The following is a 22,985-nucleotide window of genomic DNA, read 5'->3' as shown; positions in this document are numbered from 1 at the left end:
TATAATATTTTAATTTTGAATATGTTAAATACCTATCTCTAAGGTTATTGCATAACTAGGGGTAACAGGGAAGTTACCAATATCAACACCGAAGTTTGTATCTGGACCGGCAACCTGTGGATCAAGACCGCTATATTTTGTTATCGTCCATATATTGTTAGCGTTGAGTCCAATGCTGAATTTGCTAAGACCTAATTTCTCTACCAAATCTGTATCAAAATTATAACCTAAACGCAATTGAACCAATCTTAGATAACTACCATCTTCTACATACCATGAGTTAGCAGCCCCACTAGTACTTAAGTTGGAAGCACTTTCCCAAATGGGAGCACCTGCATTATTTCCTAATTCAGGAGTCCATGAATTGAAAGCGGCTGCACCTTTAGCAGAACCCTCAAAAGTTCCGAAGAAATCTGTAAACCATTTGGATTGATTAAATATTTCATTTCCAACAGAACCATACCAGTAGGTCTGGAATTCTATATTCTTATAACGGAACAATAAATCAAGTCCACCGGTATAATCTGGTACTGCATTACCAATAACGGTTCTATCTTCTGGCGTAATGGCACCATCTCCATTGATATCGGCATACTTGAAACGCCCCACAGCGGCGTCTGGCTGTGTTGGTGAGTTGTCTACTTCAGCTTGGGAATTAAAATAACCTATCTGTTGATATCCAAAGAAAGTAGAAATGGGTTCTCCCACTGAGTTTCTGATTGGTGCAATACCACGAAAAGCGATGTTATCACCAAAAGATTCAATTCCTGGAGCAAGTGCAGTAATCTCGTTCTTTAAGAAGGAGTTCGTGCTACTTATTGTGAAAGATAAATCTTCTGTAATATTACCTCTTCCAATAATCTGAAAGTCAACCCCAGAATTGCTCATACCACCAATGTTAACAGAGGGGGAGGCAGCGTAGTTACCGGTCACACCTGGTAAGGGTACCTGATAAAGAAGGTCTTTGGTATCCTTTTTCCACCAATCCAGAATAAACTCTAATTTATTATCGAACAAAGAAAGGTCAAAACCAATGTTTGTGGTTTCAGAAGTTTCCCATTGTGCGTCAGGGTTACCAATTCTACTAGCGGCAAACCCTTCGTTTGCACCACTGTTCTGACCATCTATTGGATAGAAGGTATTTGCTCTGTCCGATGCGAACAATGAGAACTGGTTGTTTGGAGCCACGTTAGAATCACTTCCCATTTGTCCCCAACCACCTCTAATTTTCAAATCAGAGATAAAATTTTGGTTTTGCATAAAGGGTTCTGAAATTATCCTCCAAGCAGCAGAAACTGCAGGGAATGTACCATATCTTGCATTTTCACCGAAACGGGAGGAACCATCTCGTCTTAACACCCCTGTTAAGTAGTATTTCTCATCAAAGTTATAATCCAACTTTCCAAAGTAGGAGAAATAGTTGGAACCTTTGAACTGGTTACTGTTAACCACTGGGCTTTGTACTACACTAAGACTTTGGAAATCCAAATCCGTAGAGAATGGGTTGATACCGGAACCGGAGATATTTCTACCTCTACCCGTGTTTAAAGCTTCTATACCACCGAAAGCGGTAATCTTATGTTTGCCAAATAGTTTTTCATAACTGAACGTGTTGGTAAAAGTCCAAGCAAAGCTATAACCACTACCTTCTCCAAAGAAATTACTGGCTTCAGGTTCGGAATCTCCTAAATATCTAAAGTTGTAATCTACATAGTGATAGTTGTTATAAGTTCCACCTAAGCTTGATCTAAGCGTAAGACCTTCAAATGGTTTTAGTAGCATATAAATATTTCCAAACCCTCCTATATTATAGGATTTGTCGTCTCCATTATTCAATTTTAATCGACGAACCGGGTTTCTTGGGTTGTTGAACCCAGCCGCCTTAGTACTTGCAAAACTTCCAAAATCGTCATAAACAGGTAGGATAGTTGGCATTCTAAACGCAGATAATACCTCAGTCTCATCATCGGCTGCCTCAACACCACCAGCACCACCGGCAATACCTACAGCTGATCGGTAAGTAGCTTGAAAGTTCTCTCCAATACTCATCCATGGGGTAACATCCCATTCTGAATTGAAACGTGCTGCGTATCTGGAAAATTTTTGTGATAATACGATACCATCTTGGTTTTGTGCAGAAACACCCATGTAAAATCTACCATTTTCATTTCCACCATCGAAACCAATGGAAAGTCTACTTTGAGGAGCAATCCTTGTGATTTCCTTGTACCAGTTAGTTCCTTGTAAATTTGGACGAATTAAAAATACATTTTCAGGATCAGCTTCGTACGCCGCTCTTACAGCAGCAAGGTCAACCTCTGAAGCACTAACTCCGTTAGCGCCATTAGCATGTAAATAATCTGGAATAGTAGGTGTTGGATTACTCCCATACTGAGGATGTGTATATTGTACAGCAGTTCCATTAACGGCGGCATTGTTCTCATAAGCAATATGGGTATAGCGGGCCATTTCCAATGGATTTAACTGTTGAGGAGCGCCAGCCACATTTGGATCCACGACTCCACTATTAAGATTAAGTGTCATTCTAGTCTTTCTTTTAGACCTAGAACCTTGTTTAGTTGTATAAACAATTACACCGTTTGCAGCTCTGGCTCCATAGATGGAAGCGGCAGCCGCATCTTTAAGTACAGTAGCGGTCTGTACGTCATCTGGATTTATAAAATCCACATTTCTAGTGGGAACACCATCAACTACATATAAAGGTGCGTTGTTTCCAAAAGAGTTGAAACCACGTACCCTAATTTGACTTGTAGTACCTGGCTGTCCGTTTGTTAATACAGTTACACCAGCAACCCTACCTTGTAATTGCTGTTCGATGTTACCTGAGGGTACAGCGGCTAAATCTTCGGCCTTAACAATGGAAACGGCAGCAGTAGTTTCTCTTTTTGACTGAACCTGATAACCAGTAACAACTACTTCATCCAAAGCAGCGGCATCTTCTAAAAGAGTAACATTAACAGTTGATTGCCCTCCCACCGCAACTTCTTGCCTTTGGAATCCAATATAACTGAATACTAAAACCGCTCCGGACTCTACGTTTAATGTAAAGTTACCATCAAAGTCAGTTTGGGTACCGTTAGTAGTACCTTTTTCTAATACGTTGGCACCTGGTAAAGGTGTGCCTGCCTCATCTGTTACAGTACCCGTAACGGTAGACTGTAAATTTTCGTCTACTACAATTTTAAAATTTGTAGTCGTCGCATTTGCAGAAACCCATTGTGTTCCTAAACAAATGATCATCGATAAAATCCCAGATTTAAAAAAGGATAGTCCTTTTTTGGATTTGACCGACTTGAAATCATGCTTTTGATTCATAATCCTTGTTGTTTGTTAGTTTAAATTAATCTCCCGAATTGGTTTTAAAGGGCTCCCCCTGAGTATGAGAAAGTGTTAAAAAAAACCAAATTCGGCGTAATGATAACAAAATATTATGACATACAAATAATGGATTATTCAATATTTTTTAATTTTTAGTGTTAAAAATTCACTTAAAATATTGGGTAAATCCTATAATTGACTGTTTTTATTGTGTTTATAGGAAATTAGAGGTGTTGAAAATTATCAAATTGATAATTTTTTAAATTTAACATTATTGTCTCTTGATGTGTCAATAATCGAATCTTTTCGCATATTTCAAACGTTATAGTTTGCTATTGCAACCGATGGTCAATAATCTATTTGTAATCTTTTTCTGTTCCTTTTTTAGGATTTTACGCCAATAATTACGATGAGTTTGCCGTTAAGATCTTTTGTAAAGAATAGGTAGGTTTTACCTCCATCCCTCAGTTTTGTTTTTTTACGAATCTGAGCCACAGATTCTGGGAAATTCCTAGTAGTGATATTTGCCTGATCCAGACCTAATTGCTTTATTATTTTTTTATGGTACGGAAATACTTTTTCAATGATAAATTTTCTACCCGGAAAAGGAATGAGGATTTCCGAGGTGTAAAGGTGGGCATGTTCCTCTAATTTTTTTAGTCCATATTTTTTTCCAATTAAGTTGAACGCCCCCGATTTCATAATCGCCGAATTCGGTTCATATAAATACTTCATGGGTTCTGAATATTCAACCTTGGACTCGTTTAATTCCTTCACATCAAATTGAAAAGTATTCTTCCGGTCCTTGGAAATATCAATGGTCTTGACTTTGATATTTCCCACATACTGTTTTTTTAGAATCCAGAGAATTTCCTTGACCTCGTTCTCTACACTTACAATGTGTATTTCTCTAACATGTTCCAATTGGCTCATCCCCATAGACAAATCAAGTAGGGGTCCAGTTTTTATTAGAATATTTTCCGATTTTGAAAACAAAAAACCCAAATGTAAAGTTACATCCGGTTCACAGTCCTGAAGAAAGTATACTTTTTTATTCCGATTGTCCCTTCTAGATGGATCTAGATAAATCCAATCGATACTTTCCTCAGTGGACTTTAGGAACTCTATTCCATTAGCATTGATGGACTCAATATTCGTAACGCCAAGTTGCTTAAAGTTATGCTCTGCTATTTTTGAGAGTTGCTGCTCTTTCTCAATATGGAAAACCTTTTGGAACCTTTTGGAAAAATAGAAGGTATCAACCCCAAAACCTCCGGTTACATCTAGAATAGTGTTCCCTTGCATAAGCTCTGCTTTATATCTTGCAGTCACCTCTGAAGATGTTTGCGATATATTAAGCTTATTGGGATAATATATGTTAGGCGTAGAAAACCAAGTGGGTAATTTTTTTTGTGCTCTTCCTTTTGATTCTAGCTGTTCTACCAACTCTCTTGAACTAACATTGGGGAAATCATTTTTACCTAAAAGGATGGAATGGATATCGGTTTTAAGATTATTGGTAATATAATCTTGAACCTCAGTATTTAATAGATTTTTATTCAAAAAGTATCAAAGATTTTCCGTCAGGGATTTTACAATTTTGTTTTCGGCCAAAAATTCCTTCAGTATTACTTTGATTGCGGTGTATCCCGGTACGGCGACAATCATACCCACAACGCCAAACAATAACCCTGCGATTATAATGACCAAAAAGATTTCCAAAGGATGTGATTTGACACTATTGGAAAAGATAAAGGGTTGAGAGAAAAAATTATCCACCAACTGTCCTATGGCCAAACCAATAAGAACATAACCAGCCTTGGGTAAAATAACTTCACTAAAATCTGCTCCCAAGTTACTGGTCATGGTTAAAATAATCATGAGTCCTCCACCAATCAATGGTCCTATATAAGGTATAATATTGAATAACGCACATAGAAAGGCTATAACTATAGCATTTTCTATACCTACAATTAAAAGGACTATTGTATAAATTATAAATAGAATAAAAATTTGAAGTAAGAGGCCAACAAAATATCTCGAAAGTAAATTATTGATTTTCTCTATTGAGTTAATGGTCCCTTTTTCCTTTGTTTGAGGAACGAATATGAGCAAACCGTTTTGAAAAAGCTTACTATCCTTTAAAAAGAAAAACGAAATAAACAGTACGGAAAAAAGACCGATACTTGCCGAACTTAGAATATCCAATAAAGAATTCAAAAAATTTGGAATAAAACCTATGTCCAAATCCCTCAGAATGTCTTTTTCTATTTCCGTATCCTGGATAACATCTTCAACTAGATGTGAAGACAACCCAAAATAGTGGGTGGTTTTGTGATAAAGTGTATTAATACTGTTTTGTAGTTCATCTATATTCAGTAATGATAGGTTTTTACTTTGTTCTGTAATTAAAGGAATAAAAAGGGCTAAGACACCTGCCAATACTCCAACTAAAAGAAGCATGGTTAAAATGACTGCCAACAAATTAGGAAAATTTAATTTTCTCCTTAAAAAAAGCACTATCGGCCTACCGATTAATGCGGTTACAACCGCCACGGCCAAATAGGCGAGGACAGAACGAATAATGTAAAAGAAATAAAGAAGTAGAACTATAGCGGCAAGTATTCCCACAGCTCTTAAAATACCGTTTGCAATTGTTTTAGAAGTCATTGTCAGTTTTTAAAGACATAAGAAATAATATTTGCTCCCATCTGTAAAGCCTTAATCCTGATTTCTTCTGGGTCATTATGCACCGCAGGGTCCTCCCATCCATCTCCGAGGTCCGATTCTAGAGTGAGTAGTAAAACTAGTCTATTGTTTACAAAAACACCCAACGCTTCTGGTCTTTTACCGTCATGCTCATGAATTTTTGGTAAACCCTGAGGAAATTGATATTCTTGGCCAAATATGGGATGGTCCACACCAATTTCTTCCAAGGGGCTATTCGGGAACAATTCCTTAATTTGGGTCATCACATATTCTTTCATGCCGTAATTATCGTCAATATGTAAAAACCCACCCGATAATAAATAGTTTCTTAGATTATCTTTCTCTTCGGAGGAAAAAACTACGTTTCCATGTCCCGTCATGTGTAGAAAAGGGTACTGGAAAATAGCATTGCTTCCGGCTTCCACGGTTTCGGGCTTGGTGTTCAAACTTGTACCAATATGGGTATTGCAAAAACTTATAAGGTTGGGTAACGCCGTTGGATTAGCGTACCAATCTCCACCTCCTTGGTACTTCAAAATTGCAATTTCTTGCGAATAGGTATTGAAACCGAAACTTAAAATTAGAAGTAAGATATAGGGAAAGTGATTCATTTAGTTAAAATTGCCTATCAAAAATAAACAATTAGAAACAACGAAAGTTTGGGCTCTTATAATTTTAACCATTGTTGATGATAGCAACTGTCGTGCAAGCCACTATGGCTGCCGTTTCGGTTCTTAATCGATTACGGCCCATAGATACTGGGAGATACCCGTTCTTTTTTGCTTTTTTGATTTCATTGGCCGAAAAGTCTCCCTCTGGCCCAATAAGTATGGTAATGGGCTTATCCGGAATAACCCTTCTTTTCAGTTCATATCGTTCCGACTCATCCAAGTGGGCAATAAACAAGGCTCCTTCTCGCGGGTTTTTAATGAACTCTTCCATTGTTGTTAAATCATTTAATTTAGGGAGATAGGCCTGAAAAGATTGCTTCATCGCAGATTGCACTACCTTTTTGTATCGGTCTAATTTAATTTTCTTTCTTTCGGAATGTTCGCAAAGGACAGGTGTTATCTCGTTGACTCCAATCTCGGTAGCCTTTTCCAGAAACCACTCAAATCGATCGTTCATTTTTGTTGGGGCAACTACCATGTGCAACCAGTAACTTCTAGGATGTACCTTTTTTACTCCGGTAATTTCTACAGCACATTTTTTAGGATTGTTATCCGTGATTTTAGCACTAAGCATCAACCCTTTTCCATTGGTAATTAAAACTTCATCGTTCACTTTTTTTCGAAGGACCCGAATCATATGCTTGCTTTCCGAGGCATCAAAAAAGAATTGCGAACTGGTTTCGTCAAGATCGGGATTATAGAATAATTGCATGTTCTTTTATGAAGTTAGATTATACCTGGCTTTCGCAGAAATTTCCTGTCCTGTAAACTGATTGGATTTAAATTTATAATATCCTACAATTCCGATCATACCGGCGTTATCCGTGCAAAACTCAAAATTTGGGATATAGGTTGTCCAGCCCAATTCGTTTTCAGCGTCTTTCAAGGCACTTCTTATCCCCGAATTTGCGGAAACTCCACCCCCTATTGCTATTCGATTAATTCCGGTACTTTTAACCGCTTTTTTAAGTTTGCTCATCAATATATTAATTATGGTGTATTGAATGGAGGCACAAATATCCTCAAGATTCTCTTGGATGAAATTGGGGTTTTGAGCAGTTTGTTTTTGGATAAAGTAGAGGATGCTCGTTTTTAATCCGCTAAAACTAAAATTCAGGTCTTTTACCTTTGGTTTTGGAAATTCAAAAGCGTTAGGATTACCTTTCGCGGCATACTTGTCAATTAAAGGGCCACCAGGGTAGGGGAGACCTAAAATTTTCGCACTCTTGTCAAAAGCTTCACCTACGGCATCGTCCAAGGTTTGCCCCAATATTTCCATTTCAAAATAATCGTTAACCTTTACAATTTGGGTATGGCCTCCACTTATGGTCAAAGCTATAAACGGGAATGCCGGTGGAGCCATATTTTCAGTCTTAATGAAATGGGCTAAGATGTGGGCCTGCATATGATTTACCTCTATCAAAGGTATATCTAAAGCCAGTGCAAGCGATTTTGCAAACGATGTTCCTACCAAAAGAGATCCCATAAGTCCCGGTCCTCTTGTAAAAGCTATGGCGGATAATTGTTTTTTATCGATATTTGCCCTAGCTAAAGCTTGGGTTGTAACGGGGACTATATTTTGTTGGTGCGCACGGGAAGCGAGCTCTGGTACAACCCCACCATATTCTTCGTGAATTTTTTGGGAAGCGACCACGTTACTTAGCATAGTATCGTTTTGTAAGACTGCTACGGAAGTATCATCACAGGAAGATTCAATGGCTAGAATATAAATAGTTTCTTTTTCCAACGTGTTTGGAATAAAAATTGAAATACAAAGGTAAAACATAATAGCCCTATCAAAAAACTTAGAAAAATACTGGTTAGAACACTTTTGGTTCTTTTGTTGACCTGTGTTTTGGGGACTATTGTACTTTCCCTGCCCATAGTCCAAACTACTTTGGCGAAATACGCTACAGATTCAATCAATGAAGAGTTTGGTACCAATATCAATGTGGAAAGGCTAAGGGTTTCCCTAATTTCTTGGGACACTTCTCTTAAGGGCGTTTATATTGAGGATTACAAGCAGGATACACTTTTTTACATCAATGAATTAAAGACCTCAATTGTAAGTATTGGAAATTTGGCCCGGGGCAGGCTAGAATTCGGAGATATTGAAATTGATGACCTTCATTTTAAACTGAAAACCTATTACGGGGAACAAACCACCAATATCAACGTGTTTGTTGACAAGTTAGATGATGGCAAGCCTAGAGCGCCAGGAACACCTCCTTTTTATTTTTCCTCTTCTTTCGTAGACATTAACAATAGTAGATTTCAATATATTGATGAGAATCTGCAGAATGAAGAGGCCCTTAATTTTAAGGATTTGAACATACAAGCCGATGATTTTCAGATATTGGGTCCGGAAGTTACGGCCGATATTAATGAAATGTCATTTTTTAGTCATAGGGGTATTTTAGTTGAAAAATTGAATACAGATTTTAAATACACCAAACAGCAAATGCGTTTTGATTCCCTACAAATTAAGACACCTTTGTCCCAGTTGGATGGTAATGTTGTTTTCAATTATAATCGAGAGGATTTTCAAGACTTTCTTAACAAAGTAAATGTAGTGGCCAATTTCGAGGAATCCACGGTTTCCTTTGATGAAATCAATATGATTTACAATGAGTTTGGAAAAGGTAAGTTGGCTACCTTGACTACTAGTGTAAACGGAGTTTTAAATGATTTGAATATTGAAAATTTATTTCTAATATCCGATAATACAGGTATTCGGGGAGACTTTAATTTTAAGCATCTTTTCAACAAACAAAAATCCTTCATACTGGATGCCAGTATGAAAAATGTTACCAGTAGTTACTATCAATTAAATGCCTTATTGCCAAATTTAATTGGAAATTCGCTCCCCTCTACCTTTAGTAAATTGGGTCAGTTCACTATTCGTGGTGATGCGTTGATTACAGATTCTTCCGTTGACGCTAAAGTTAATTTAAACACGGCGGTAGGTAGTAGTTATTCCGATATTGTACTTACTAATTTTAATAATATAGATAATGCCACCTATTCAGGTTTTATCTCTTTGATCGATTTCGATTTGGGGGACTTTGTGAACAGCAAAAGCCTAGGAAAGGCCAATTTGGATTTTAATGTTGAAGGTAGGGGTTTTGTGACGGATAAATTGAATACTGAAGTAATAGGACAAATTTATTCCATTGAGTTCAACAACTATAATTACCGCGATATTAAAGTATCCGGAATTTTAAAGGAACAATTGTTCGATGGATCATTGACCAGTAATGATGAGAATCTAAAATTCAATTTTAAGGGACTAGCGGATTTCGGAGAGGAAAGCAATAACTTTAATTTTAAGGCTTCTGTGGATTATGCCGACTTAAAAAAACTAAACTTTATTAGTGATAGTATCTCTATTTTTAAGGGCGATGTAAGCATGAATATTCAGGGGAATACCTTGGACAATATCGTCGGTGATGTAAACTTTACCAAGACCAATTTTCAAAATAAAAACGATACGTATTATTTTGAGGATTTTACCATTACCTCCACTTTTGAAAGTGATTCTGTAAGGGTCATCGATATTAATTCACCCGATATTATTACGGGTTACATGAAAGGTAATTTTAGGGTTAAGGAATTAGGGAAATTGGTCCAAAACTCCATAGGTAGCATCTATACCAATTATAGACCATTTGAAATTTCTAGGGGACAAAATCTAAGTTTCAATTTTAAAATTTATAATAAAATTGTCGATGTTTTCTTTCCCGAGGTTCAGTTTGATCCAAATACATTCATAAAGGGTAAAATTATTTCGGACGAAGGAGATTTCAAACTTAATTTTGAATCTCCCAGTATTGTTGCTTTTGGAAATGAAGCAGACAATATAGAGATTAAAATTGATAATAAGAACCCACTCTTCAATACCTATGTTTCAGTAGGTGATTTAAACACTCCATACTACAATGTAAAGGATTTTAGTTTAATCAATACCACTTTAAAGGACACCTTGTTCTTTAGGTCGGAATTCAAGGGAGGAAGTGAGTATAACGATAGTTATAACCTTAATTTTTATCATACCTTCAACAAGGAAAATAAGTCTGTCATTGGCTTAAAAACTTCGGATGTCAGCTTTAAAGGTAACAAGTGGATATTAAATAAGGAAGGTAATTCCATGAACAAAGTAATCTTGAATAGGTCATTGGATAGCATTACCATTCAGGAAATTGTGATGAATAATGATGAGCAGGAGCAAATTAGACTTCGTGGCCAATTGGCGGATTCTACCTACAAGGATTTGCAACTTCAATTCAAAATAGTATCATTGAATAAGATTACACCTGTAATAGATAGTCTAAAATTACAGGGAGAGGTCAATGGAAACCTCAATGTCCTTCAAAAGGATGGAATTTATTTGCCTTCCTCAAATTTGAACATCGATCAATTTGGAATTAACGATATGCCCATGGGCGATTTGGCAATTAGTATTGTCGGTAATAGGGATTTAACAGAATTTCAGGTGAATTCGCAATTAAGTGAGAATGGAATTGAGAAATTTGGCGTGGTCGGAAAGATTGAGAATAAGGAACAAATGCCGACCGCCAACTTAGTGGCAAATTTCAGCAAATTTAAACTTGAGCCTTTTAGTCCATTAGGAGAAGGAGTTATAGATAATATTCGAGGTGATCTGGATGGTCGAGTAAGTATTTCAGGACCAGTGGACAATCCTAACTTTAATGGCCTGTTAACATTGGATAATGCGGGTATTGCCATTCCGTACTTAAATGTAGATTATGGATTTGCACCAAGGTCAAGGGTTCGTTTAGAAAATCAAACATTCAATTTTGAAAACATAGCACTTTCGGATGTGACCAATGGTACAAGGGCTAATCTAGACGGTACTATCACCCACAGTTATTTTGACAATTGGGTCCTCAACTTGAATGTTGATACCAATAATAACCGATTTTTAATATTAAATACAGAATTTGAAGAAGGTGATTTATACTATGGTACCGGATACTTAAATGGAACAGGTAGAATCTATGGACCCACTACTGCACTTAATATTACTGTGGATGGCGAAACTGCACGAGGGACCTCATTGAAAATTCCTCTCAGCGATGTTGCTAGCGTGGGTGACTACTCTTTCATCAATTTTTTAGAAAAGGATAATATTAAATCTATTGAGGAACAACGACAATTAAAGGATTACCAAGGTCTAGAGTTGGAATTTAACTTGGATGTTACACCTGCTGCTGAAGTGGAGATCGTTACGGATACCAAAACAGGTAGTGCATTAAAGGGTACTGGGGAAGGTATTTTGCTGATTCAAATCAATACCAACGGGAAATTTGAGATGTATGGTGATTTTGTTGTAGTTACGGGACAATTTCGATACAAATTTGGAGGAATTATAGATAAGACCTTTATGGTTGAACCTGGTGGTACAATTAATTGGGACCAAAAACCTTTGGAAGCACAGTTAGATATGGAAGCTGTATATTCATTAACCGCTAACCCGGCACCATTGCTGGACAATCAAGGGTATACTCGAAGAATACCAACAGATGTAGTTATAAAGTTAACTGGACAATTACAGAATCCAGATATAGAATTTGGAATCGATTTTCCGAGCACAAATTCCATTGTTCAGTCTGAATTGGAGTACCGTTTGCAGGATCCAACCGTAGCGGAGAAAAATGCAATTTTTCTTTTGGCCCAAGGGAATTTCGTAAACGATCAAAGTGGTATCAATCAACAAGCCATTACGGGTAACTTGGTGCAAAGTGCATCCGGTATTTTAAATTCGATCCTAGGAGGTGGAAATGACAAACTCAATTTTGGTTTATCCTATGAGCAGGGGTTCCAAAGTACGGACTTGGAAACGGACGATAGAATCGGTGTGACTGTATCTACTCAAATTTCGGATAGAGTTTTATTTAACGGTAAGGTAGGGGTGCCGGTTGGGGGAGCCAGTGAAACTTTAGTGGCAGGAGATTTTGAGATTCAAGTTCTATTAAATGAGGAGGGTAGTCTAAGTGCCAAGTTTTTTAGTAGGCAAAGTGAGATTCAAGCTTTTTTGCCCGATCAACAAGGTTCCACACAGGGTGCAGGCCTTTCCTATGAAGTGGACTTTAACAGCTTTAAGGAGTTATTCAGGAAAATACTAAAAAAGGAACAAAGCCAAGATTCCGTAAAGGTAAAGGTTGTTCCTCAAGCAGAACCACCTATTTCTGTAATGGGTAAGGATAGTCTGCTTAATTTTTACGCTAAACCAAAATCATTTTAATTGGTTTATAGCAGATAAAAATTGTTAGGTTAACATAGGTTTGCTTTATATTTTGGTTAAAATATAACATCCACAACTTTTTTCCAGATTAAACGTAAAATGGAAGCTTGCCATATTTCATAATTGGAAGAAGTTTTACTAATTTCGTTGGCTTAATTTTTCGAATGTCTTCAAACATAAAAAAAATAGGAGTGCTTACTTCCGGGGGGGATTCTCCTGGTATGAATGCGGCCATACGTTCTGTAGTTAGGACGTGTGCCTACATGAAGGTGGAGTGCATGGGTATCTATAGAGGCTATCAAGGAATGATAGAAGGAGATTTTAAACCTATGGATGCAAGAAGTGTAAATAATATCATTAATAAGGGTGGTACTATTTTAAAATCTGCAAGATGTACTGAATTTAGAACTCCTGAAGGTAGGAAAAAGGCGCATGACCAATTGCTCGCGGCAGGAATTGATGCCTTTGTAGTGATTGGAGGAGATGGAAGTTTTACCGGAGCTATGATATTTAATCAAGAATATAATTTTCCTATTATGGGAATTCCGGGAACCATAGATAACGATATTTTTGGAACAAGCTTCACACTTGGTTTTGATACGGCACTTAATACCGTCGTGGATTGTATCGACAAAATTAGGGATACGGCTAGTTCGCATAACCGACTTTTCTTCGTTGAGGTCATGGGCCGTGATGTTGGGCACATTGCCCTTAATGCCGGAGTAGGTGCAGGTGCCGAGGAGATTTTGATTCCCGAGGAAAATCTTGGTCTAGACCGTTTATTGGAGTCTTTGAGGAGAAGTAAGGAATCAGGTAAATCGTCAAGTATAGTTATAGTCGCTGAAGGAGACAAAACAGGTAAAAACGTTTTTGAACTCAAGGAATACGTGGAAGAGCATTTACCGATCTATGATGTTAGGGTTTCCGTTTTAGGACATATGCAAAGAGGAGGTGCCCCATCTTGTTATGATCGTGTTCTGGCCAGTAGAATGGGAGTAAGGGCGGTGGAATCGCTTCTGGAGGGCAAGACTAATTTAATGGTAGGTATTCAAGATAATAAAATTACCCTAACACCTATAAACAAGGCAATAAAGGGACATACTAAGATAGATAAGGAACTTATTCGAGTTTCTGAAATAATGACAACTTAAAATTTAATCGATAAAAACAATAGAAAATGTCAAATTTAAAAATAGGAATTAACGGTTTTGGTAGAATAGGTAGATTGGTGTTTAGGACTACCGTAAAAAGAGGTGACGTAGATGTAGTCGCTATTAATGATTTATTGGATGTTGAGCACTTGGCTTACTTATTAAAATATGATTCCGTACACGGACATTTTGATGGAACTGTCGATGTGAAGGATGGTAACTTAATCGTAAACGGTAAAACAGTAAGAATTACCGCGGAAAGAGATCCAAAAAATTGCAAGTGGGATGAAGTTGGTGCTTCCATAGTAGCTGAATGTACAGGTATTTTTACAACTTTGGAGACGGCTCAATATCACATCGACGGGGGTGCCAAGAAAGTAGTTATATCTGCACCTTCTAAGGATGCTCCAATGTTTGTAATGGGGGTTAACCATAAAGAGGTTAAATCTTCTGATACGATAGTTTCAAATGCATCCTGTACTACGAACTGTCTTGCTCCAATGGCCAAAGTGTTAAATGACGCTTTTGGTATAGAAGAAGCACTAATGACGACAGTTCACGCTACCACTGCAACACAGATGACGGTTGATGGTCCTTCTAAGAAAGACTGGAGAGGTGGTAGAAGTGCTATGCTAAACATCATACCTGCATCCACGGGAGCTGCCAAAGCGGTTACAAAAGTAATTCCATCCTTAGAAGGTAAACTTACGGGTATGGCCTTTAGAGTTCCTACTGCAGACGTATCTGTAGTTGATTTAACCGTTCGTTTGAAAAAGGAAACCTCCTATGAAGAAATTAAAAAAGCATTTAAAACTGCTTCAGAAGGTGAGTTGAACGGTGTTTTGGGTTATACGGAAGAAGCGGTTGTTTCCCAAGATTTTGTTGGTGAGGCAAATACAAGTGTTTTTGATGCCGGAGCTGGTATTGAATTGAATTCTAAGTTCTACAAGTTGATTAACTGGTACGATAATGAAGCTGGTTTCTCCAATAAAATGGTAGATTTAATTCAGCACGTAAACAGTCTTTAATTAGGCAATTAGATTTAATAATGATAATCCTGAGAATAAGGTATTTTTTCCTTATTTTCAGGATTATTTTTTAAATACAGGGTTTATGATTTTAATAGTGGATAGCGGGGCAACCAAGTCGGATTGGATTGCATTGGACGATAATGGGGAGAAGCTTTTCTTGACCCAAACACTGGGACTTAGCCCAGAAGTTTTAACCAAAGATGTTATTGAAGATCGCTTGGCGAATAACTTTGAACTTTCAAAAAACAGGGAAGATGTTAGTCACTTGTTTTTTTATGGGGCAGGATGTGGAACGGACCGAATGAAAAAATTTCTAAAGGAAATCTTTAAAGACTTTTTTCCAAATGCCGTGGCAGAAGTTAAAGAGGATACCTATGCCGCTATATTCGCTACCACAAAAATAGGACATCAAGGAATCGTCTGTATTTTGGGGACAGGCTCCAATTGTAGTTATTATGATGGGGAAAAGTTACATCAAAAAGTAACGTCCTTAGGTTATATACCAATGGATGATGGTAGTGGGAACTTTTTTGGCCGCAAATTAATTAGGGATTACTACTTCAATAAAATGCCAAAGGATTTGGCGGAGAAATTTGCAAGTCAGCATGATTTAGAAGCTGATGTTATTAAGGACAATCTTTACAAGCAACCTAATCCAAACACTTATCTGGCAACTTTTGCCAGGTTTTTAATTGAAAATAAGGAGCACCCTTATTCCAAGGGTGTTATAGACAAAGGCTTTCAACAGTTTATAAATAATTACATCATGCAATTTGATTTGGCTACAAAAGTGCCAATCAATTTTGTAGGTAGTATAGCGCATTATTTAAGGGATGAACTATCTACGGTCTTAAAACGAAATGATTTAATCGTAGGCGTAATTCGTCAGAAACCGATTGAAGGTTTGGTTGAATTTCACAAAGAAAATATGTAGGCTAGAATTTAAAGGCAATCATAGAAATCTCAACATTCACAAATTTTGGAAGGTTGGCGACTTCAACGGTTTCCCTAGCTGGGGCGGTATCAGCGTTAAAATAGGAACCGTAGACTTCATTGACATGAATAAACTGGTTCATGTCACTCAAAAAAATCGAAGATTTTACAACATTTTCAAAGGTCATTCCAGCTTCATGTAGTATGGCCTTTAGGTTTTCCATGGATTGTTCGGTTTCCTTTTTAATGTCCCCTTCAACTAATTCTCCAGATTCTGGATTTAACGGGATTTGCCCTGATATATATAAGGTGTTCTCGATTAAAACAGCTTGATTGTAAGGTCCGATAGGCGCGGGGGCCTTGGAGGTATTAATTATTTTTTTCATCGTGTTTTGTTTAATTTCTAAAAGGTTGACTTCTATTTTCCCATTTTAAATCACTAAGTATAGAGGCATCTATCCCAATAAAGAAATACCACCGTTTGTATTGGCCAAAAGGTGTCCAGTTGAATCGCATGGAGAAACTCTTTAAATCCCTTTGAAATCTCAATTGAGTAAGGGTAAATCCTTTGTTTTTAAAATCATATCCAGATGAACCGCCAACTTTCCAGCGTGGTGCAAGTTCTATATCTCCAGAAAACATGAGGGAATGTGAACTGAACTCATTCTGTCTCGCACTGTTCAAATAACTCGCGGAATAAGCTAATCTAAAATTCCAAGGTATTTTTGTTCCATAAACTGGGTTTTCTATATCCTCATCTTTGTTCTCAGATCTAACTGGGTTGTCCCTAAAACTATCTGCTCTACCAAATAAATCATCCGTTCTACCTCCACTTTGTGCTACGTAGTCAAATGGGTCTTCTTCTTCCTCTTCTTGTTCTTCTTCCTTCTTCTTGCCAAACATCTCACTGTCTATAGAATATGAGATATTCGCATTTGCCCGAGTTAAACGAAACAGGCTACCCCCATTGTTTATATTCCAAGTATCAATTCTTCTTCCGTTATTATCAATGGCGTAGGGGTCCAATCCAGCGGAAAAGTTAATGGACATTTTGTTGTTTAATATATTGGTACCTCCATTAAGACTTAAAGGGCTTAAACGTAAAGAATCTGATTCCATATTGTAGGATGTGGACAAATTTAGATTGCTTAAAAGTGGAATTTTTTTGGGTTCTAATTTTGTTGAGTCTTTATCGCGAACCTTGGCTTCTAGCGTATTGGCCAATGAAAAACTTAAACTATTGGAGCGCCCCAATCTAGGAGCCCCGTTCAAAGTCCCTTGAAAACGACTGTACTGGACTACTTCACCTTCGCCGTTAATCCCTTCGGTATACTCGTCATAGTATTGTTCAAATGAAGGGGCATACCCATAGCTTAAGGTAGGTCGCATAACGTGCCTAATTGCTTGAATTTTTTTGTCCTCCCCAAAATCAAAGGTTCCATAAAGTGTAGTACCGATACTAGCGCTTAGATTATATTGATTATATCGGTCAAAACCACTTACACTGTCTATCACAACACCCTCTGTTTCCGTATCATAGCTCCTTTCATAGGTTTCCATGGTCCAAACATCTTCATAGCTTCCGCCCATGGTAACACTAAAATACTTGGCTACTTTAAAGTTTGTGCTGATTGGAATTCTATGTCTAGCACCAATCCTGGCATTATCGAACATGCTACCGGTAAGAAAATTTTCATCATTTGTGGTAAGCCTATTTTGGGCATTTAGGTCATATTGAAAATTAATGTTTTGGATTGCCCCTTTTTTTATTCCGTCCCTTTTGGCAAACGGAAAAATACGTTCCATACTGGCCTGTAATGTCGGTAAGGTCATGGTAATATTATCGCTGTTCGAAGCTGTTGCCGAAGGTGAAGTCAACTGTGAATGTGTGGCCGTTAAACTCATATTAACCGATGGATATTCCGGAAAGGTCTTTGAATAGGAGATAGAGGAGGATAGTGTATTGTTCTGTGTATTCGGTAAATTTCTTTGTTGTAAAGAATTTCTATAATATTCACTACTCCCTAAGTTAACGGAGGCCGAAAACCTTGAATTGGGACTGGCCTTTTGGTCTTGGGAATGTGAAAATTGCAGGTTCCAGTTTTTGGTAAGGCTATAATCGCTAAATCCTTTCTGACTATTTACTAGGTTTTCATATCTAAAATTGACGTTACCACGATATTTATATCTTTTGGTGTAAATGGAAGCCGTTCTAAAGCCCCAGCTCCCATTGGTATAGAAATCACCGCTTAAAGTAACATCGGCATAATCCCCTATAGGGGTATAGTATCCAAAATCCTGTAAAAAGTAACCCCGATTGGGGTCATTGCCAAAAGTGGGCATAATTATACCCGGCGCACTACCAACATCCAGTGGAAAATAGGCAAAGGGCATTGCAATCGGAGTAGGGACATCGGCAATATACAAATTACTAAAACCTGCAATTACCTTTTTGCTGGGCACAAACTTTGCCTTTCTCACGCGTATGTAATAATCTGGATTGATGGTATCCTTAGCCGTGGTGATTTTTGCCTCGCTTAAAAAATAAACGGAATCATTCTCTTTTTTGGTGATTTCTGCATAGACTTTCATGGCATCACTTCCCAATTGCCCGGCAGCAGCTTGCTGTTCGGTACGGGAATTCCAAATAATGGCTTTTTGCGTATCAAAATTAAAACGGATAGAATCTGGTATTACTACATTAGAACCTTGTTTAAAGTAAGGGAGTTGGGTGTAATTGCCTAGGGAATCTTTTAATCTACCCGCATAAACCTCATTTTTCACATAGTCCATGATGATGATGCCCGCTTTTAACTCCGTATCTTGATAATAAATTTCGGCTTCGTTATAAAGATATATTTTGTGCTCCCGCTGACTTAATTTAACATAATCCTTTGCCTTGTAAGTAATATTATCAAGTAGTATTGAAGTCTTCTGGTTCGTGGAATCTCTTTGCAAAGAATCTCGAACAACACTATCATTGGCTATAGGTTTGGGCATTAATGGTGCTACAAGGGTATCCTTCACTACCTTTATTTCAAGGGGAACAATTTTGTCCTCTTGTGCCGTTAGGGAAATTACACCAACAAAAAGTAGGAATAGGAAAAGTACGTTCTGTTTATTTGATTGCAAGGCTAGATATCCTATTTTTGTAAAGGTTTGGCAATCTAATAGCCATTAGATTCAGATGTCAAACTTACATATATTTTTTATTCTCTATACAGGGTATTACCATAAATTTAACCATGTATAGAGCTATAAATACCTAAATCGAATATGAAAATTAAATCTGTTTTTGTTCTCTTAATTTTGAGTTTTTCCACATCGTTCTGTTGGATTAACGCAATGGATTTGGAAAAATCTCCAATTGATCCATTTGTTGTAGTATTGGATGCAGGTCATGGTGGTCACGATCCAGGTAATTTGGGCAATGGTTACCTAGAGAAGAACATTGCACTGAATATTGTACTCAAGGTAGGGGAGATTTTATCCGCAAATAAGGACATTAAAGTAATTTATACGCGGAAGGACGATACTTTTATAGATCTTTTTGTTCGGGGAGAAATTGCAAACAAGGCGAATGCCGACCTGTTTGTCTCCGTCCATTGTGATTCCCATTCTTCAGATGCACATGGCGCCGGAACCTTTGTACTGGGATTACACGCCAACAAGCAAAATTTTGAGATAGCGAAGAAGGAAAACTCCGTAATTTATTTGGAGGATAATTATGAGACTCGTTATGCGGATTACGATATAAACTCTCCTGAATCGGTAATTGGTTTAACAATTATGCAGGAAGAATTTTTAGACCAAAGTATTGCATTGGCAAAAAATATCCAGGACAATATGTCCGGAAGATTAAAAAGAACGGATAGAAAAGTAAAACAGGCAGGATTTATCGTGTTACATCAAACTTTCATGCCAAGTGTCTTAGTCGAAACTGGGTTTTTGACCAACAAAGATGAAGGGTCTTATCTGAACTCTAAAAAAGGGCAATCAGAAATGGGTACTGCTATAGCCGATGCTATTTTGAAGTATAAGGTAGATGCACAGGGTGGTGTTGGGCAGATAGCTCAAAACTCAACATCCAATGCCCCTAAAGAAATTATTGACGATAAAACCAGAGAAGTGGTTTCTGTTGACATCCCATCTAAAGAAACCTCTGAGAATAAGATTGAAGAAAAAACCAAGGAAATTCCCTCAAAGGAAGAAATTAAGACTGTCGTAGTCGAAAAACCAAAAGTAGACCCGGAGCAATCAAATCCGGATAAATTGGTTTATAAAGTACAACTAATGGCGAGTAGTAGAGACTTACCTCTGGTTTCGGATAATTTTAAGGGATTGTCCCAAATAACAAAAGAACCGTATAATAAGCTATTCCGGTATCTGTATGGTTCTACATTGTCTTATAGGGAGGCTAAAATGCTTCAATCCAAGGCGGCGAGAATAGGTTATCCTTCTGCTTATATTGTGGCTTATAAGCAAGGCGAAAGAGTCGCGGTTCCCAAAGAGTTGCAGGAGGATTCCCAATAATTCCTTTTGGTGTAATAATTATTCCTAATTTTGTGATAAACATAAAACTAATTGCTTGAAACTATCGAGGGAAATTAAAACGGGAATCATAGTAATTGGAGGAATTCTATTATTTGTATTAGGATTTAGTTATTTAAAGTCTTCACCTCTTTTTGACAATAGTAAAACTTTATATGCGGTTTATCCGGATGTGGGAGGACTACAAGCTGGAACTGTTGTTTCAATAAACGGATTCTCCGTTGGAAAGGTAAATGACATCCAATTTAAGGACACAAAAGGAAATTTGGTCGTGACATTTACTGTGGGTAGCGATTTTGAATTTTCTAAAAACAGCACGGTAGAATTATATGATACGGGTATTATAGGAGGAAAAGGCCTTCAAATTACCCCAGTATTCGATGGAGCGGCGAACGTTCAATCCGGCGATACACTTAGTGCTGAAACTAGACCGGGATTAACGGAATTGGCCCAGGAGAAACTAACTCCATTGTTTAAAAAATTTGAATCTGCCGTCACCGATGCTGATTCAGTCTTGATAAATGTCAATAACGTTTTGGATACCAAAACCAAAAAAGATTTACAAACGGCAATCAATGGCCTAAGTGAACTTATGGTAAGTCTTAATGGTAGCGCTAAGGTCCTGAATAACATTTTAAAAACAAACGAGGGCAAATTGGATAGTTCACTTACCAACTTTGAAGATTTGACCTATAATTTTGCAAAACTCTCAGATACCCTGAATAATGCTGGGCTGGGCAGAACATTATCAAGTTTGGAATCTACCGTTGCCAATCTAGATAAGGTATTATCCAAAATTGAAGAGGGAGACGGGACGTTGGGCAAACTCATGAACGATGAGAAACTGTACACTAATCTAAATAATGCCTCTAGGGAGCTTGATCTTTTACTTCAGGATTTTAGACTCAATCCAAAAAGGTACGTCAATGTTTCCGTTTTCGGGAAGAAGCAAAAGGAATACGAAGTTCCTGAAGATGACCCAGCATCAAAAATCGAATAATACCCCATGCAATACCTTCCTAATATTCTTTTTGTTGCAATTCTGGTAATAGGAATTGGCTTTTTTGTCAAGAACCTTGGAAAGCTTAGACGAAATATCCTTTTGGGGAAAGAAGTGGATGTAAATAATAACAAACCCACACGTTGGAGGAACATGGCCTTAATTGCCTTGGGACAATCAAAAATGGTGGTTAGACCTATCGCAGGTCTACTTCACATTATTGTCTATCTAGGTTTTATTATTATCAATATAGAGGTATTGGAAATCATCATTGATGGAATTTTTGGTACGCATAGAATCTTTGCTGGATTGGGTCCTGTTTACGACTTCTTAATTGCTTCGTTTGAGATTTTGGCCGTATTGGTCATAGTTGCTGTGGTTGTATTTTGGGTGCGCAGAAATATTATTCGATTGAGCCGTTTTTTTAAGCCTGAAATGAAAGGCTGGCCTAAAAAGGATGGTAATCTAATTTTATATATTGAATTTGTTTTGATGTTGCTTTTTCTTACGATGAACGCTGCCGATTATAGCTTGCAACAAATGAATGCCGAACACTACTTACAAGCAGGAAGTTTTCCTGTGAGCCAATATATTTCGGAATTGTTTGGTAGTTTGTCCTTACCAAACTTGATACTTTTGGAGAGAACAGCTTGGTGGCTCCATATTGTTGGAATATTGTTTTTCTTGAATTACTTGTATTATTCCAAACACTTACATATCCTTTTGGCATTTCCTAATACCTATTATGGCAAATTAGGGCCTAAAGGACAGTTTAAAAATTTGGAGGCGGTTACCAAGGAAGTTAAGCTTATGTTGGACCCCGATGCAGACCCTTTTGCCGCACCAAGTGAAGATACAGAGGATCCTTCCAAGTTTGGTGCTTCGGATGTGATGGATTTGAATTGGGTTCAATTATTAAATGCATATACCTGTACCGAGTGTGGCCGATGCACGAACGAATGTCCAGCCAACCAAACCGGTAAAAAATTATCTCCTAGAAAGATAATGATGGATACGAGGGATCGTCTGGAAGAAGTGGGTAAGGTATTGGATGCAAACAAAGGGGAGTTTAAAGAGGATGGCAAGCAACTATTGGATGATTATATTACCCGAGAAGAGTTATGGGCTTGTACATCCTGCAATGCATGTGTAGAAGCATGTCCGGTAAGTATAGACCCATTATCGATTATCATGGACATGAGGCAATATTTGGTTATGGAACAGTCTGCAGCACCTTCAGATTTGAACAATATGATGGGAAATATAGAGAATAATGGAGCTCCGTGGCCATTTAACCAGATGGACCGCTTAAACTGGAGCAAGGAATCTTAAACC

At 37.6% G+C, this 22,985-nt stretch carries 15 protein-coding genes; 7 read left to right on the top strand and 8 right to left on the bottom strand.

Annotation, left to right across the window (positions count from 1 at the left end; translation table 11 throughout):
- Positions 1 to 24 precede the first annotated feature (24 nt).
- The 6 genes from PP182_RS13990 to tsaD form a co-directional block, all read right to left on the bottom strand.
- Positions 25 to 3,336 carry a SusC/RagA family TonB-linked outer membrane protein gene (locus PP182_RS13990; protein WP_272651888.1) on the bottom strand — a complete coding sequence of 1,104 codons (3,312 nt, stop codon included), beginning with the start codon at positions 3,334 to 3,336 and terminating at the stop codon, positions 25 to 27.
- Positions 3,337 to 3,723: 387 nt separating this feature from the next.
- Positions 3,724 to 4,902 carry a THUMP-like domain-containing protein gene (locus tag PP182_RS13985; RefSeq protein WP_272651887.1) on the bottom strand — a complete coding sequence of 393 codons (1,179 nt, stop codon included), beginning with the start codon at positions 4,900 to 4,902 and terminating at the stop codon, positions 3,724 to 3,726.
- 6 nt (positions 4,903 to 4,908) lie between these two features.
- Entirely contained in the window at positions 4,909 to 6,009 is a 1,101-nt protein-coding gene (locus PP182_RS13980; protein ID WP_272651886.1) for an AI-2E family transporter, read from the bottom strand.
- 2 nt (positions 6,010 to 6,011) lie between these two features.
- Entirely contained in the window at positions 6,012 to 6,659 is a 648-nt protein-coding gene (locus tag PP182_RS13975) for a DUF4159 domain-containing protein (protein ID WP_272651885.1), read from the bottom strand.
- Between the two features lie 64 nt (positions 6,660 to 6,723).
- Entirely contained in the window at positions 6,724 to 7,431 is a 708-nt protein-coding gene (locus tag PP182_RS13970; RefSeq protein ID WP_272651884.1) for a 16S rRNA (uracil(1498)-N(3))-methyltransferase, read from the bottom strand.
- 6 nt (positions 7,432 to 7,437) lie between these two features.
- The gene (gene tsaD, locus PP182_RS13965; RefSeq protein WP_419197733.1) at positions 7,438 to 8,505 is read right to left on the bottom strand and encodes a tRNA (adenosine(37)-N6)-threonylcarbamoyltransferase complex transferase subunit TsaD; all 1,068 of its coding nucleotides are present in this window, start codon (positions 8,503 to 8,505) and stop codon (positions 7,438 to 7,440) included.
- A 54-nt stretch (positions 8,506 to 8,559) separates the two neighbouring features.
- On the opposite strand from tsaD, the gene PP182_RS13960 reads away from it, so the two are divergent.
- The 4 genes from PP182_RS13960 (at position 8,560) to PP182_RS13945 (ending at position 16,100) form a co-directional block, all read left to right on the top strand.
- Positions 8,560 to 12,984 (top strand): translocation/assembly module TamB domain-containing protein, encoded by a 4,425-nt coding sequence (locus PP182_RS13960; RefSeq protein WP_330097997.1) that lies wholly within the window; start codon positions 8,560 to 8,562, stop codon positions 12,982 to 12,984.
- A 164-nt stretch (positions 12,985 to 13,148) separates the two neighbouring features.
- Entirely contained in the window at positions 13,149 to 14,135 is a 987-nt protein-coding gene (gene pfkA, locus PP182_RS13955) for a 6-phosphofructokinase (protein ID WP_272651881.1), read from the top strand.
- Between the two features lie 26 nt (positions 14,136 to 14,161).
- Positions 14,162 to 15,163 carry a type I glyceraldehyde-3-phosphate dehydrogenase gene (gene gap, locus PP182_RS13950; RefSeq protein WP_272651880.1) on the top strand — a complete coding sequence of 334 codons (1,002 nt, stop codon included), beginning with the start codon at positions 14,162 to 14,164 and terminating at the stop codon, positions 15,161 to 15,163.
- An 85-nt stretch (positions 15,164 to 15,248) separates the two neighbouring features.
- Entirely contained in the window at positions 15,249 to 16,100 is an 852-nt protein-coding gene (locus PP182_RS13945; protein WP_272651879.1) for an N-acetylglucosamine kinase, read from the top strand.
- Position 16,101: 1 nt separating this feature from the next.
- Here the strand turns inward: PP182_RS13945 and PP182_RS13940 are convergent, their stop codons facing one another.
- Positions 16,102 to 16,485, bottom strand: coding sequence for a RidA family protein (locus PP182_RS13940; RefSeq protein WP_272651878.1), 384 nt, complete (start codon positions 16,483 to 16,485; stop codon positions 16,102 to 16,104).
- A gap of 10 nt (positions 16,486 to 16,495) precedes the next feature.
- Positions 16,496 to 19,231 carry a putative LPS assembly protein LptD gene (locus PP182_RS13935; RefSeq protein ID WP_272651877.1) on the bottom strand — a complete coding sequence of 912 codons (2,736 nt, stop codon included), beginning with the start codon at positions 19,229 to 19,231 and terminating at the stop codon, positions 16,496 to 16,498.
- Between the two features lie 144 nt (positions 19,232 to 19,375).
- On the opposite strand from PP182_RS13935, the gene PP182_RS13930 reads away from it, so the two are divergent.
- The 3 genes from PP182_RS13930 to PP182_RS13920 are packed head-to-tail and all read left to right on the top strand — an operon-like array spanning position 19,376 to position 22,982.
- Positions 19,376 to 20,632 carry an N-acetylmuramoyl-L-alanine amidase family protein gene (locus PP182_RS13930; protein WP_272651876.1) on the top strand — a complete coding sequence of 419 codons (1,257 nt, stop codon included), beginning with the start codon at positions 19,376 to 19,378 and terminating at the stop codon, positions 20,630 to 20,632.
- Between the two features lie 55 nt (positions 20,633 to 20,687).
- Positions 20,688 to 21,650 carry an MlaD family protein gene (locus tag PP182_RS13925; protein ID WP_272651875.1) on the top strand — a complete coding sequence of 321 codons (963 nt, stop codon included), beginning with the start codon at positions 20,688 to 20,690 and terminating at the stop codon, positions 21,648 to 21,650.
- A gap of 6 nt (positions 21,651 to 21,656) precedes the next feature.
- Entirely contained in the window at positions 21,657 to 22,982 is a 1,326-nt protein-coding gene (locus tag PP182_RS13920; RefSeq protein ID WP_272651874.1) for a (Fe-S)-binding protein, read from the top strand.
- The last annotated feature ends 3 nt before the right edge of the window (positions 22,983 to 22,985 follow it).

The sequence above is a fragment of the Maribacter sp. PR1 genome (assembly GCF_028464145.1).
GTDB lineage: Bacteria > Bacteroidota > Bacteroidia > Flavobacteriales > Flavobacteriaceae > Maribacter.
Note: the sequence above shows the minus strand (reverse complement) of the source record. Positions and strands in the feature narration are given on the sequence as shown.

What these genes read in the sequence shown, in the direction of transcription:
- PP182_RS13990 (WP_272651888.1), bottom strand. Translation starts at nt 3,336, where the DNA reads ATGAATCAAAAGCATGATTTCAAGTCGGTCAAATCCAAAAAAGGACTA.
- PP182_RS13980 (WP_272651886.1), bottom strand. Translation starts at nt 6,009, where the DNA reads ATGACTTCTAAAACAATTGCAAACGGTATTTTAAGAGCTGTGGGAATA.
- PP182_RS13975 (WP_272651885.1), bottom strand. Translation starts at nt 6,659, where the DNA reads ATGAATCACTTTCCCTATATCTTACTTCTAATTTTAAGTTTCGGTTTC.
- PP182_RS13970 (WP_272651884.1), bottom strand. Translation starts at nt 7,431, where the DNA reads ATGCAATTATTCTATAATCCCGATCTTGACGAAACCAGTTCGCAATTC.
- tsaD (WP_419197733.1), bottom strand. Translation starts at nt 8,505, where the DNA reads ATGTTTTACCTTTGTATTTCAATTTTTATTCCAAACACGTTGGAAAAA.
- pfkA (WP_272651881.1), top strand. Translation starts at nt 13,149, where the DNA reads ATGTCTTCAAACATAAAAAAAATAGGAGTGCTTACTTCCGGGGGGGAT.
- gap (WP_272651880.1), top strand. Translation starts at nt 14,162, where the DNA reads ATGTCAAATTTAAAAATAGGAATTAACGGTTTTGGTAGAATAGGTAGA.
- PP182_RS13945 (WP_272651879.1), top strand. Translation starts at nt 15,249, where the DNA reads ATGATTTTAATAGTGGATAGCGGGGCAACCAAGTCGGATTGGATTGCA.
- PP182_RS13940 (WP_272651878.1), bottom strand. Translation starts at nt 16,485, where the DNA reads ATGAAAAAAATAATTAATACCTCCAAGGCCCCCGCGCCTATCGGACCT.
- PP182_RS13930 (WP_272651876.1), top strand. Translation starts at nt 19,376, where the DNA reads ATGAAAATTAAATCTGTTTTTGTTCTCTTAATTTTGAGTTTTTCCACA.
- PP182_RS13920 (WP_272651874.1), top strand. Translation starts at nt 21,657, where the DNA reads ATGCAATACCTTCCTAATATTCTTTTTGTTGCAATTCTGGTAATAGGA.